Raw genomic sequence first — 12197 nt, forward strand, 5'->3', positions numbered from 1 at the left:
CCCGGACCGGCGCGCCCGGTCCGGGCGCCCCGACCCCGCCTCAGGAACCCTCGACCGCCACCGCCCCCCGCGCCGCCGGCACCTCGACCTCCGCCCCCGGCACGCGCAGCAGACCGCGCCGCGCCAGGATCGGCCGCACGCCCTCGCCGAACCAGAACGCCTCCTCCAGGTGCGGGTAGCCGGACAGCACGAACTCGTCCACCCCCACCGCGTGGTACTCCTCGATCAGGTCGGCCACCTCCGAGTGGCTGCCGACCAGCGCCGTGCCCGCGCCGCCGCGCACCAGGCCGATCCCCGCCCACAGCCCGGGGTGCACCTCCAGCCCGCGCACGCCCCTCGACAGGTCCCCGCCGTGCAGGGCGACCATCCGCTGCTGCCCCACCGACTGCGAGGCACCCAGCTGCTCCTGCGCCCGCGCCACCTGGACCGGGTCGAGCGCCTCCAGCAGCTTCTCGGCCTCCCGCCACGCCTCGGCGGAGGTGTCGCGGCTGATGGTGTGGAGCCGGACGCCGAAGCGGATCGGGCGGTCGCCCGCCAGCTCCCGCACCCGGTGGATCTTCTCGGCCACCTGCGCCGGGGGTTCGCCCCACGTCAGGTAGACGTCCGCGCGCCGGGCCGCGACCGGCAGGGCCGCGTCGGACGAGCCGCCGAAGTAGATGGGCGGCACCGGGTCCGGCACGCCCATCAGGGTGGCGCCCTCGACCCGGTAGTGCGCGCCCTCGAAGTCGAGCGGCGTCCCGCTCCACACGGCCCGCACCACGTGCAGGAACTCGTCGGTGCGCGCGTACCGCTGGTCGTGGTCGAGCCAGTCGCCGAACCGGCGCTGCTCCACCTCGTCGCCGCCGGTCACCACGTTGAGCAGCAGCCTGCCCCGGGAGAGCCGCTGGTAGGTGGCCGCCATCTGGGCGGCCAGGGTCGGCGAGATCACCCCGGGCCGGAACGCGACCAGGAACTTCAGCGTCGTGGTCCGGGCGACCAGCGCCGCCGTGGTCAGCCAGGCGTCCTCGCACCACGTGCCGGTGGGCGTGAGCACGCCCTCGAAGCCGTTGCGCTCGGCGGCCTGCGCGACCTGGGCCAGGTAGTCGATGTCGGGGTCGCGGGCGGCGGACGCGCCCAGCGAGCGGTTGGCGTGGAAGCGCTCCACGACCGTCCGCCCGTCGCCGGAGGTGGGCAGGAACCAGTGCAGCACGACGCTCATGACAGCTCTCCCCGGAAACGGGTGTCCACGAAGTCCTTGAAGACCACCCTGCCGGGCAGCGCGCCGTCCGCGGTGAACGCGTCGGCCAGTTCCTGCTCGGAGGCGACCACCGCGTCGTCGAGCGGCACCGGCAGGTCACCGCCGCGCTCGACGGCCCGGCGCGCCACCTCGACCTCCAGCCCGGTCTCGGCGGCCCACGTCGCGGCCCACTCCTCGCGGTGCGTGTCGGCCCACCGCTGGGCCTGCGCGTACCGCTTCACGTACTCCTTGATCGCGGCCTCCTTGCCCGGGTCGGCCAGCGCCGCGCGCCCGGCCACCTGGAACGTGTAGCCGTTGGACTTGCCGCTCCCGTCGGTGAGCACGCGCGCGTCCGCCTCCAGCTCCGCCTGCGAGGTGTAGGGGTCCCACACGGCCCAGGCGTCGACGCGCCCCTGGGTGAACGCCGAGTAGGCGTCGGAGGGCTGGAGGAAGTTCAGCGTCACGTCCTTGGTGGTCAGGCCCTCGGAGGCGAGGGTCAGCAGCACCTGGCCGTGGGCGGAGCTGCCCTTGGCCACCGCGATGCTCCGGCCCCTGAGCTCGCCCGCGGACTTGAGCGGCGAGTCGGCGGGCACCAGGAGCGCGTCGCCCTCCACGCTGCCCTGAGCCGAGTAGACGGCCGCGATCCGGGCGTTCGCGGCGGCGGCGAAGATCGGCGGCGTGTTGCCGACCCCGCCGAGGTCGATCGCACCCGCGGACGCGGCCTCCAGCAGCGGCGGGCCGGAGCTGAACGTCGACCACTCGATCTCGTACGGGAAGTCGTCGAGCAGGCCGGCGGCGGTGAGCAGCGACTTCGCGCCGCCCTTCTGGTCACCGACCCTGAGCACGACCTCCCCGTCCGAGGACGCGTCGGGACCGCCGCCGCACCCGGTCAGCACCAGGACCGCCGCGGTCAGGGCGCTAAGCAGCTTCCGCATCGTTCACCCCCAGGTCGGAGAGGATCTCCACGCGCCGGTCCGCGAGGGACGCGCGGCGCCGCGGTCGCGGCAGGTCCACGTGGTGCTCGGCCACGATCCGGCCCCGGTCGAGCACCACGACGCGGTCGGCCAGCAGCAGGGCCTCGTCCACGTCGTGCGTCACGAACAGCACGGCGGGCCGGTGCTCCCGCCACAGCTGCTCCACCAGCCGGTGCATCGCGGAGCGGGTCAGCGCGTCCAGCGCGCCGAACGGCTCGTCGAGCAGCAGCAGCTCCGGTTCGCGCACCAGCGCCCGCGCCAGCGACACGCGCTGCGCCTCGCCGCCGGACAGGGTCAGCGGCCACGCGTCGGCGTGGTCGGCCAGCCGCACCTCGGCCAGCGCCCGCTCCGCCACCGCCCGGCCGTCCACGTCCCGCAGCCCCAGCGAGATGTTGCGCCACACCTTCCGCCACGGCAGCAGCCGCGGCTGCTGGAACGCGACGGACACCTTGGCCGGCACCGAGAACGTCCCCTCGGCGTCCGGGTCGAGCCCCGCCAGGACCCGCAGCAGCGTGGACTTCCCGCAGCCGCTGCGCCCCAGCAGCGCCACGAACTCGCCGGGCGCCACCTCCAGGTCCAGGCCGTCGAGCACGCGCCGCGGCCCGAACTCCTTGACCAGCCCCCGGATGCTCACCGCGCTGGTCGTCACCGCGCCGGTCTTCACCGCGCTCGTCCTCACCGCGCTCGTCCTCATCGGGCCCGCCACCGCAGCACCCTCCTCTCCAGCGCGCGCACCAGCGCGTCCGTGGTCAGCCCGAGCAGCGCGTAGACCAGCAGGCCCACCACCACGACGTCCGTGCGCAGGAACTCGCGGGCGTTGTTGATCAGGTAGCCGATGCCCGCGTCGGCGTTGACCTGCTCACCGACGATCAGCGACAGCCACGCCGCGCCCAGCGCGATCCGCAGGCCCACCAGCGTCTGCGGCACGGCGGACGGCAGCACGACGTGGACGACCCGCTCGAACCGGCTGTAGCCGAGCACGCGGGCGGCGTCGAGCAGCGCCGGGTCGGTCTGCCGGATGCCCGCGTGCAGGTTCAGGTACAGCGGGAACGCCACGCCCGCCGCGACCAGCGCCAGCTTCGGCTCCTCACCGATGCCGAACCACAGGATGAACAGCGGGACCAGGCCCAGGTGCGGCAGCGTGCGCAGCATCTGCACCGGCGGGTCGAACAGCCGCTCGCCCCACCGGGACAGGCCGGACACCAGGCCCAGCGCGGAGCCGACGACCCCGCCGATGAGGAAGCCGATCGCGACCCGGCCGAGCGAGACCAGGAACGCGTCCACCAGCTGCCCGTCGAGCACCAGCTCGTAGGCGGAGGCGAACACGGTCAGCGGCGAGGCGAGCTTGTCCTCGGGCAGCACGCCGGTGCTGCCGGCGACCTGCCACAGCACGAGCAGGCCGAGAGGGCTGAGCCAGCGGCGCAGATCGGGTGGTCTTCTTTTTCTGACAACGGGTGTTCGCGCCGCGGATGCGGGTTCTGGACGCGTGACAACACCCGCGGTGGAAACCGACACGGATTTCTCCCAGCGGAACCGGAAACACGGACGACAACGCGCTGATCAGCGAGTCCGAGTTTTCGGTGACGGGCGGGAGAAGTCAACGCGTCCCGAATCGTGAAAATACCTCCGGAACCGATTGCGTCGGCTCCGGAGGTACTGGGAAAAGATTTCAGCCGGCCAGCATGTCGTGCCGGACGATCGTCTGGTCACGACCCGGGCCGACGCCGATGGCCGACATCCGGGCGCCGGAGATCCGCTCCAGGTGCTCGACGTAGGCGCGGGCGTTGGCGGGCAGCTCCTCGAAGGTGCGGCAGTGGCTGATGTCCTCGAACCAGCCCGGCAGCTCCTCGTACACCGGCACGGCGTGGTGCACGTCGGTCTGCGTCATCGGCATCTCGTCGACCCGCGTGCCGTCGATGGTGTAGCCCACGCACACCGGCACCTTCTCCAGGCCGGACAGCACGTCCAGCTTGGTGAGGAAGTAGTCGGTGATGCCGTTGACCCGGGCCGCGTAGCGGGCGATCACCGCGTCGAACCAGCCGGTGCGCCGCGAGCGGCCGGTGGTCACGCCGAACTCGCCGCCGGTCTTGCGCAGGAGCTCGCCCATGTCGTCGTTCAGCTCGGTCGGGAACGGACCGGAGCCCACGCGCGTGGTGTACGCCTTGAGGATGCCGATCACCGTGGTGATCTTCGTCGGCCCGATGCCCGAGCCCGCCGAGGCGCCGCCCGAGGTCGGGTTGGACGAGGTGACGAACGGGTAGGTGCCGTGGTCCACGTCGAGCAGGGTGCCCTGGGAGCCCTCCAGCAGCACGGTCTCGCCGCGGTCCAGCGCCTGGTTGAGCAGCAGCCGGGTGTCGGCGATCCGGTCGGAGAACTTCGAGCCGTGCTCCAGCACGCTGTCCACGACCTGGCCGGCGTCGAGCGCCTTGCGGTTGTAGACCTTGACCAGCACCTGGTTCTTGAAGTCCAGCGCGGCCTCGACCTTCTGCCGCAGGATCTTCTCGTCGAGCAGGTCCTGGGCGCGGACGCCGACGCGGGCGATCTTGTCCTGGTAGCACGGACCGATGCCGCGGCCGGTGGTGCCGATCTTCGCCTTGCCCAGGTACCGCTCGGTGACCTTATCGATGGCCACGTGGTAGGGCATGATCAGGTGCGCGTCGGCGGAGATGATCAGCCGGCTGGTGTCCACGCCCTGCTCGTCCAGCCCGGCCACCTCCTCCAGCAGCACGCCCGGGTCGACCACGACGCCGTTGCCGATGACGCTGGTCACACCGGGGGTGAGGATGCCGGAGGGGATGAGGTGCAGGGCGAACTTCTGCCCGTCGGGCAGCACCACCGTGTGGCCGGCGTTGTTGCCGCCCTGGTAGCGGACCACCCACTGGACGCGGTCGCCGAGCAGGTCGGTCGCCTTGCCCTTGCCCTCATCGCCCCACTGGGCGCCGATCAGCACTACGGCCGGCATGTGAAACTCCAAGAGGTCGAACGGACGGTGTTGGCAAGAGCGAATGCCGGTGGTCGAGCGTAGTCCAGGAGATGAAGGTGCGCGGAATCGTGTTGGCCTGCGGAAACACGCAGTCGCCGGCGGTCACCGACGGTGATCGGTTCGAGGTTCGCCGGGTAGCGTCCAGGCCGGGTCGGGACGAGGTCGACCCGGTGCTGGCCGAACTGGGTGACGGACGTCTCGTGGTGCACGGCACGGACGCCGACCTCAGCGCCGTGGCGCTGCGGCTGCTGCGCGCCGAGCGGCTCACCGAGGTGCCCGTGGGCTACGTGCCGGTGGACCGGCGGTCGGCGGTGGCCGAGCTGTGGGGCCTGCCCACCGACCCGGGCCGCGCGCTCGACCTCGCCCTGTCGGGTGACGCCGACCGGGTGTCGCTGGTGCGCGACGACGTGGGGGGCGTGCTCGTGGGCCGGGGCTCGCTGGGTCCGGTGCGCGGGGTCGGCTACGGCGACGACACGGTGGTGCTGCGCGGCCAGGCGAGCCGGATCGAGGTGACCCCGGACCCGGATGGCGGACCCGGCCTGCTCGTGCACGTGATCAGCAAGCGGCTGCTCGGCCGCCGCGTGACCACGACGCCGGCGCGCGCGTTCCAGCTGGGCTGCCTGCCGGTGGAGGTGACCTCGGACGGGGTGCCGCACCCGCGCCCGATGGGCAAGTGGACCTGGTACCGCCACACGGAGGACCTGCGCCTGGTGCGCGGGGTGCAGTGACGGAGGAATTTCCCCCCGCGACACAGGAGTGTCACCCGGAAGCGTTGTGGCGGCAGGAGAACAGCACCAGGGTGGTTCCGACAGCTTCCAACTAGGAAGGTCGGAATTATGTCAACGGTTATCAAGACCGCGCGATTCTCGACTGCCTCCCTGCTCCTGGCTGGTGCGCTGACCCTGAGCCTGGCCACCCCCGCCCTGGCGACCCCGCCGGGCATCCCGAGCACCGGCACCGCCCAGGCGGAGCTGAACGCGCTCGCGGTGGCCTCCGAGGGGTCCTCCTCCGGTTACTCGCGGGACAAGTTCCCGCACTGGAGCACCGTCTCGGGCGCCTGCAACACCCGGGAGCAGGTGCTCAAGCGCGACGGCACGAACGTGGTCACCGACTCGTCCTGCGCCGCCACGTCCGGCCGCTGGTACAGCCCGTACGACGGCGCGACCTGGAGCGCCGCGGCCGACGTGGACATCGACCACGTCGTGCCGCTGGCCGAGGCGTGGCGCTCGGGCGCGTCGGGCTGGACCACGGCCCGGCGCGAGCAGTTCGCCAACGACCTGGCCGGGCCGCAGCTCATCGCCGTCACCGACAACGTCAACCAGGCCAAGGGCGACCAGGACCCGGCGCAGTGGAAGCCGCCGTCGACCTCCTACTGGTGCACCTACGCCAAGATGTGGACGCGCACCAAGTACCGCTGGGGTTTGACGGTGAACTCCGCGGAGAAGTCAGCGTTGCAGACCATGCTCGGAAGGTGCTGATGACCGATGGCTGACCGCTCCTCCCCCTTCGTGGCCGGACCAGGCGGCGTGATGACCGACGAGGTCGGCGTGGTGACCGGCGACCTGGAGCTGCGCACCACGCTGGACAAGGGCGTGCTGCGCGCCCTGGTGCGCTACGAGGGCGCGGAGGAGTGGTACGCCGTCACCGGCGCGTCGTGCCGGCTGGCCGACCCGCGCGACCTCGACGCCGTGCACCGGGTGCTGCTCGGCGTGCTCAACCGGCCGGAGGGGTGACCTCGCCGCCGCCCCCGCGGGTCAGGGGCGGCAGCGACTCCGCCGCCTCGGCCCGCGACAGGCCCGTGGCCTGGAGCAGGTCCACGGCCACCGACCGCACCTGCGCCAGCACCACCCGGGTGGAGAAGCCCTCGCCGCCCAGCTGCCCCGTGGTCGCCCGCGCCGCCTCGCACACGGCGCTCCGCGCCCGCTCCGGCTCCTCGCCGCGGCCCAGCTCGGTGCGCAGCAGGTCCGCCGCCGCCGCGTACTGCCGCAGCACGTCGGGCAGCACCTCCGGCACCCGCTCGCCGTCGCGCAGGGCCGCCAGCGCCCGCCGGGTGAGCACGCGCGTGTTGCGCAGCGCGTAGTCCAGCGGCACCGCGGCCGTCTCGTAGCGGCGCAGGTCGTGCCTGCTGCGCCAGCGGATCGGGGCGATGGTGGCGATCTCGCCGCCGGTCCGCAGCGCGGAGCGGAACTCGTCCATCGCCTCCTGGCTGTCCCGCAGCCGCGCGAGCACGCCGGCCGCCCGCGCGGCGTCCCGCTCGGCCACCGCCGCGGCCACGCCCCGCAGCCCGGCGGCCAGCTCGCCGAACACCACCCGCGCCTGCCGGTGCGCCACGGTCAGCGGGTTCGCGGGCAGCAGCGCGGTCACCGCGAGCCCGACCAGGCCGCCGATCAGCGCGTCCACCATGCGGTCCAGCCCGCCGCCCGCGCTGGGCGGCAGCAGGGTCGCCACCAGCACCGCCGACGACCCGGCCTGCAACGCGATCACCGCGCCGCCGTCCAGCAGCACCGCCGAGGACATCGCCAGCGCCACCACCAGCGCGATCTGCCACGGCCCGGAGCCGATGAGGGAGATCAGCACGTCGCCGACGCCGACCCCGACCGAGACGCCGACGACCAGCTCCACCACCCGCCGCAGCCGCTGCCCGAGCGACACGCCCAGGCAGACGACCGCGGCGATCGGCGCGAAGAACGGGTGCGCGTGACCCACCACGTCGGTGGCCACCAGCCACGACAACCCGGCGGCGAGCCCGGCCTGCGTGATCGGCAGGGCCGTGCTCCGCCACCGCTGGAGCCTGCGCGCCACCTCGGCGCGCACCTCGACCACGCGCGTCAGCTCAGGCCGAGCGCGGCGGGCGCCGAGGGGTCGCTGTCGGCGAGGAACTGCCGGCAGCGCTGGTGCTCCTCGGTCTCGCCGATCTCGTCGGCGGCGCGGGCCAGCGCGGCCAGCGCGCGCAGGAAGCCCTGGTTGGGGCGGTGCGACCACGGGACCGGGCCGTGCCCGCGCCAGCCCGACCGACGCAGCTGGTCCAACCCGCGGTGGTAGCCGGTGCGCGCGTAGGCGTAGCCCGCGACCGGGTCGCCGGTCTGCAACGCCCGTTCGGCGAGCAGCGCCCACGCCTCGCTGAAGTCGGGGTAGGCGCGCACGATCTTGCCGGGGTCAGTGCCCGCCTCGGCCGCGGCCTGCGCCTCGGGCCGTTCGGGCAGCAACGTGGGTTCGGGACCACCGAACAGGTTTTCCATGCGGTCAGGATAGGAAGACCGACGCGGCGGCCGCGAGCAGTGCCAGCACCATGGCGGAGACGACGACGCCGGCCACGACCTTCTTGCCCATCCGACACTCCCTGGTTCTCGGCCCGGTTCTCAGCCTGGTTCTCAGCCTGGTTCTCAGCGGACTCTCAGCCCCGCACCCTGCACCCTTCGGCCACCCGGAGCAACGACCGTCACCCGGCGAGGCGAAAACGGTGCGGAATTCCCTGGTCACGGACCGTCCCCTAAGGGGTGGTCGGGAAAGACCGGGGGACAGCACCCTTCCGGTGGCCCGGACCGGGCAGCATCATGGGCGGGTGAAAACGGGGGTTGTGGACCGGGTCGCGCACTACCGCGACCTGTACTGGGAACGCGGTGAGCCCGGTCGGGAGACGCCGACCGACCTGGCCGCGGTGCTGTACCGGCTGTGGCTGGCGGGCCTGCTGCTCAAGCTGCTCGGCTCGTCGTGGGACGTGGCCTGGCACTTCAAGTGGCTGCGGGACGAGCTGGCCCCGCCGCACATGATCAACACGCTGGGCACGGCGCTCGTGGTCGGGCTGACGCTCTTCCACACCTACACGGGCTACGGGGCGGACCGCAAAGCCCTGCGCCTGATGCAGTGGGGCACCGGTGTGTTCCTCATCGCACTGCCGATCGACCTGATCAACCACCGGGTCAACGGCCTGGACATCACCTCGTGGAGCGGCTCGCACGCCCTGCTCTACCTGGGCACGGCGATCATGCTCGCGGGCGCGATCAGGGGCTGGCGGCAGCACTACCCGGCGGACCGGTGGCGCGTCCCGGGCCTGGCCGCGCTGTGGTTCTTCTTCCTGGAGAACGCCTGGTTCCCGAACCAGCACCAGGAGTACGGGGTGCTGGAGATCGCCTCGTGGGACCGCGGCGATCCGTACGCCGAGCCGATCCTGCTCCAGTTCGCGGCGGACCAGATCGGCCGCCCGGTCGACCGGCAGTCCGTGGTGCAGTTCTCGCTGCCCATCGCGGACTGGGTGTACCCGGTGTGGGGGCTGGTGGCGGCCGCCCTGGTGCTCGTCCTGGCCCGCCGCACGCTGGACCGGCGCTGGGCCGCGACCGCCGTGGCGGGCGGCTACGTCGCCTACCGCTGCCTGATCTGGCCGCTGCTCGCGGGCGCGGACTTCCCGCTGTCCGCCGTGCCGCTGTTCCTGCTGCTCATCGGCCTGGCCGTGGACGCCGCCCACCTGGGCCGGCTGCCCGCGCCGCTGGCCGCCGTGGTCGGCGCGGCGGCCGTCACCGGCCTGGGCTACGGCGGGATCTGGGCCCAGCAGTCGGTCGACGCGGCGCCGCCGATCTCCTACCCGTCGGCCGTCGCGGCGTTCCTGGTGCTGGCCGTGCTGTGGTTGGCCGTCGACCGCCTGGTGGTGAGGAGAACCCCCCGGGAAACCCTGGTGGCCGCCTGATCCCGCCCGTGCGGCTCTCCCCCCGAGGATCGACGGCGACACCGAAGATCCTCAGGGGGGAGCACCCGATGCGCAGAGCCGCGTCCCTGATTACCGCGCTGGTGGCCGCCGTCCTGGTGGCCGGCACGGCCACCGCCGGCGCCGCCGCGCCCGCCGGCCTCCACGACGAGGTCGGGCGGGCGCTGGCCGCGGGCATCCCGGGCGTCGTCGTCCGCGTGGACGACGGCCGCCGGGTAACCGAGCTGGTCCGGCAGGCCGGCTGGACCCGCGCCGACCACCACCTGCGCGCCGGCGACGAGTTCCGGATGGCCTCCAACACCAAGACGGTCACCGCGACCCTCGCCCTCCAGCTCGACGCCGAGGGGGTGCTCGACCTCGACGCCCCGGTCGAGCGGTGGCTGCCCGGCACCGTGCCGAACGGCGGCGCCATCACCACGCGGATGCTGCTCAACCAGACCAGCGGCCTGTTCGACTACCTGGACGACGTCCGCGCGCTGCCCCTGCTGACCGGCCGGACCACCGACCCGTGGACGCCCGCCGACCTGCTGGCCGTGGCGTTCGACCACCCGCCGCTGTTCGCGCCGGGCGCGCGCTGGGACTACAGCAACACCAACTACACCCTGGCCGGCCTGGTGCTGGAGAGCGCGACCGGCCGGTCCTACGAGAGCCTCGTGGTGGACCGGATCACCCGGCCGCTCGGCCTGCGCGACACCTACCTGCCCCGCGACGCCCGCTTCGCCGGCCGGCACGCCCACGGCTACGAGCCGGACCCCGAGCACCTGGCGCCGCTGTTCCCGCCGGGCACGCCCGTCGGCGACGGGTTCGCCGGGCCGCGCCGCCACGACCACGTGGACGTCACGGGCATCGACCTGCACCAGGCGTGGGCGGCGGGCGGGCTGGTGTCCACCGCGCGCGACTGGCAGCGCTTCCTGCGGGCGCTGATGTCCGGCCGCCTGCTCCCGGCGGGCCACCTGGCCGAGCTGCGCGCCTCCGTGCCCCGGGGGGACGGCCACGGCTACGGCCTGGGCGCGGTGGAGGTCCACTCCCCGTGCGGCACGGTCTGGGGCCACTCCGGCGGCTTCCCCGGCTACCGCAGCCACCACTACACCGACCCGACCGGCGCCCGCGCGGTCACCGTGCTGCTGACCACCACCTACGACCTGGCGCGCCCCGAGGCCGCCGAGGCCCAGCGGGCCCTGGTGGACGCGGCCGTCTGCCGCATGTACGGCCGGTAGCGCGAAGGCCCCCTCCGGGAACACCCGGAGGGGGCCTTCGACGTGCCGCGGTGGTCAGCCGGCGATCATGCGGCCGGAGGACTTCAGGTGCTCGCACGCCTGGGCGATGCGGGCGGCCATGCCCTGCTCGGCGGCCTTGAGGTAGGACCGCGGGTCGTAAGCCTTCTTGTTGCCGACCTCGCCGTCCACCTTCAGCACGCCGTCGTAGTTCTGGAAGAAGTGACCCACGATCGGACGGGTGAACGCGTACTGCGTGTCCGTGTCGATGTTCATCTTGATGACGCCGTAGGTCAGCGCCTCGTGGATCTCCTCCAGCAGCGAGCCGGAGCCGCCGTGGAACACCAGGTCGAACGGCTTCGAGCCGGCCGGCAGGCCCAGCTTCTCGGCCACCACGTCCTGGCCCTGCTTGAGGATCTCGGGGCGCAGCTTCACGTTGCCCGGCTTGTACACGCCGTGCACGTTGCCGAAGGTCGCCGCCACCAGGTAGCGGCCCTTCTCGCCGGCGCCCAGCGCGTCCACCGTCCTGAGGTAGTCCTCGGGCGAGGTGTAGAGCTTCTCGTTGATCTCGTGGGCGACGCCGTCCTCCTCGCCACCCACCACGCCGACCTCGATCTCCAGGATGATCCTGGCCTTGGCGGTGAGGTCGAGCAGCTCGGAGGCGATCTTCAGGTTCTCGTCCAGCGGCACGGCCGAGCCGTCCCACATGTGCGACTGGAACAGGGGGTTGAGGCCCCGGTCCACCCGCTCCTGGCTGATCGCGACCAGCGGGCGGACGTAGCCGTCCAGCTTGTCCTTGGGGCAGTGGTCGGTGTGCAGCGCGATGTTCACCGGGTACTTCTCGGCGACGACGTGCGCGAACTCCGCCAGCGCAACCGCGCCGGTCACCATGTCCTTGACCTTGGTGCCCGAGGCGAACTCGGCACCACCGGTCGAGACCTGGATGATCCCGTCGCTCTCGGCCTCCGCGAATCCGCGCAGGGCCGCGTTGAGGGTCTCGGACGAGGTGACGTTGATCGCGGGGTAGGCGAACTCGTTCGCCTTCGCGCGGTCGAGCATCTCGGCGTAGACCTCGGGGGTTGCGATGGGCATCGGTGGGTCCTCCTCGGGT

General features: G+C 72.9%; 13 protein-coding genes. 5 read left to right on the forward strand and 8 right to left on the reverse strand.

The window, feature by feature from the left end:
• Positions 1–40 precede the first annotated feature (40 nt).
• The 5 genes from Q5530_RS02975 to Q5530_RS02995 form a co-directional block, all read right to left on the reverse strand.
• Entirely contained in the window at positions 41–1198 is a 1158-nt protein-coding gene (locus Q5530_RS02975) for an LLM class flavin-dependent oxidoreductase (RefSeq protein WP_415360553.1), read from the reverse strand.
• Positions 1195–2151, reverse strand: a complete 957-nt coding sequence (locus Q5530_RS02980) for an ABC transporter substrate-binding protein (RefSeq protein ID WP_415360554.1) — start codon at positions 2149–2151, stop codon at positions 1195–1197. The genes Q5530_RS02975 and Q5530_RS02980 overlap by 4 nt, the downstream gene beginning before the upstream one ends.
• Positions 2135–2869 (reverse strand): ABC transporter ATP-binding protein, encoded by a 735-nt coding sequence (locus Q5530_RS02985; protein ID WP_415360555.1) that lies wholly within the window; start codon positions 2867–2869, stop codon positions 2135–2137. The genes Q5530_RS02980 and Q5530_RS02985 overlap by 17 nt, the downstream gene beginning before the upstream one ends.
• An 11-nt stretch (positions 2870–2880) precedes the next feature.
• Positions 2881–3705 carry an ABC transporter permease gene (locus tag Q5530_RS02990; protein WP_380637622.1) on the reverse strand — a complete coding sequence of 275 codons (825 nt, stop codon included), beginning with the start codon at positions 3703–3705 and terminating at the stop codon, positions 2881–2883.
• A gap of 154 nt (positions 3706–3859) precedes the next feature.
• A complete protein-coding gene (locus Q5530_RS02995) occupies positions 3860–5152 on the reverse strand; it encodes an adenylosuccinate synthase (protein WP_415360556.1) in 1293 nt (430 codons plus the stop codon).
• 71 nt (positions 5153–5223) lie between these two features.
• Here Q5530_RS02995 and Q5530_RS03000 point away from each other — a divergent pair, with 71 nt between their 5' ends.
• From Q5530_RS03000 to Q5530_RS03010, 3 genes are all read left to right on the forward strand, one after another.
• Positions 5224–5901 carry a hypothetical protein gene (locus Q5530_RS03000; RefSeq protein WP_415360558.1) on the forward strand — a complete coding sequence of 226 codons (678 nt, stop codon included), beginning with the start codon at positions 5224–5226 and terminating at the stop codon, positions 5899–5901.
• Between the two features lie 108 nt (positions 5902–6009).
• Positions 6010–6651 carry an HNH endonuclease family protein gene (locus Q5530_RS03005; RefSeq protein ID WP_415360559.1) on the forward strand — a complete coding sequence of 214 codons (642 nt, stop codon included), beginning with the start codon at positions 6010–6012 and terminating at the stop codon, positions 6649–6651.
• A 6-nt stretch (positions 6652–6657) separates the two neighbouring features.
• Positions 6658–6906 carry a hypothetical protein gene (locus Q5530_RS03010; protein ID WP_380637626.1) on the forward strand — a complete coding sequence of 83 codons (249 nt, stop codon included), beginning with the start codon at positions 6658–6660 and terminating at the stop codon, positions 6904–6906.
• Here the strand turns inward: Q5530_RS03010 and Q5530_RS03015 are convergent.
• The gene (locus Q5530_RS03015) at positions 6887–7996 is read right to left on the reverse strand and encodes an FUSC family protein (RefSeq protein WP_415360560.1); all 1110 of its coding nucleotides are present in this window, start codon (positions 7994–7996) and stop codon (positions 6887–6889) included. The two genes, Q5530_RS03010 and Q5530_RS03015, sit on opposite strands and share 20 nt — an antisense overlap.
• Positions 7997–8001: 5 nt before the next feature.
• A complete protein-coding gene (locus tag Q5530_RS03020; RefSeq protein WP_380637628.1) occupies positions 8002–8412 on the reverse strand; it encodes a DUF3151 domain-containing protein in 411 nt (136 codons plus the stop codon).
• A 323-nt stretch (positions 8413–8735) separates the two neighbouring features.
• Here Q5530_RS03020 and Q5530_RS03025 point away from each other — a divergent pair, with 323 nt between their 5' ends.
• Positions 8736–9854 carry a hypothetical protein gene (locus tag Q5530_RS03025; protein ID WP_415360561.1) on the forward strand — a complete coding sequence of 373 codons (1119 nt, stop codon included), beginning with the start codon at positions 8736–8738 and terminating at the stop codon, positions 9852–9854.
• A gap of 68 nt (positions 9855–9922) precedes the next feature.
• Positions 9923–11089, forward strand: coding sequence for a serine hydrolase domain-containing protein (locus Q5530_RS03030; protein ID WP_415360563.1), 1167 nt, complete (start codon positions 9923–9925; stop codon positions 11087–11089).
• Positions 11090–11143: 54 nt separating this feature from the next.
• On the opposite strand, the gene fbaA is transcribed toward Q5530_RS03030, so the two are convergent.
• Positions 11144–12178 carry a class II fructose-bisphosphate aldolase gene (gene fbaA / locus Q5530_RS03035; protein WP_380637631.1) on the reverse strand — a complete coding sequence of 345 codons (1035 nt, stop codon included), beginning with the start codon at positions 12176–12178 and terminating at the stop codon, positions 11144–11146.
• Positions 12179–12197: the final 19 nt, after the last annotated feature.

It is taken from the genome of Saccharothrix sp. BKS2 (genome assembly GCF_047689505.1).
GTDB classification, from domain to species: Bacteria; Actinomycetota; Actinomycetes; order Mycobacteriales; family Pseudonocardiaceae; genus Actinosynnema; species Actinosynnema lopnurensis.

Coding starts and splice junctions, on each gene's coding strand:
- Q5530_RS02975 (WP_415360553.1), bottom strand. CDS start 1,198: ATGAGCGTCGTGCTGCACTGGTTCCTGCCCACCTCCGGCGACGGGCGG.
- Q5530_RS02980 (WP_415360554.1), bottom strand. CDS start 2,151: ATGCGGAAGCTGCTTAGCGCCCTGACCGCGGCGGTCCTGGTGCTGACC.
- Q5530_RS02995 (WP_415360556.1), bottom strand. CDS start 5,152: ATGCCGGCCGTAGTGCTGATCGGCGCCCAGTGGGGCGATGAGGGCAAG.
- Q5530_RS03000 (WP_415360558.1), top strand. CDS start 5,224: ATGAAGGTGCGCGGAATCGTGTTGGCCTGCGGAAACACGCAGTCGCCG.
- Q5530_RS03005 (WP_415360559.1), top strand. CDS start 6,010: ATGTCAACGGTTATCAAGACCGCGCGATTCTCGACTGCCTCCCTGCTC.
- Q5530_RS03010 (WP_380637626.1), top strand. CDS start 6,658: ATGGCTGACCGCTCCTCCCCCTTCGTGGCCGGACCAGGCGGCGTGATG.
- Q5530_RS03020 (WP_380637628.1), bottom strand. CDS start 8,412: ATGGAAAACCTGTTCGGTGGTCCCGAACCCACGTTGCTGCCCGAACGG.
- Q5530_RS03030 (WP_415360563.1), top strand. CDS start 9,923: ATGCGCAGAGCCGCGTCCCTGATTACCGCGCTGGTGGCCGCCGTCCTG.
- fbaA (WP_380637631.1), bottom strand. CDS start 12,178: ATGCCCATCGCAACCCCCGAGGTCTACGCCGAGATGCTCGACCGCGCG.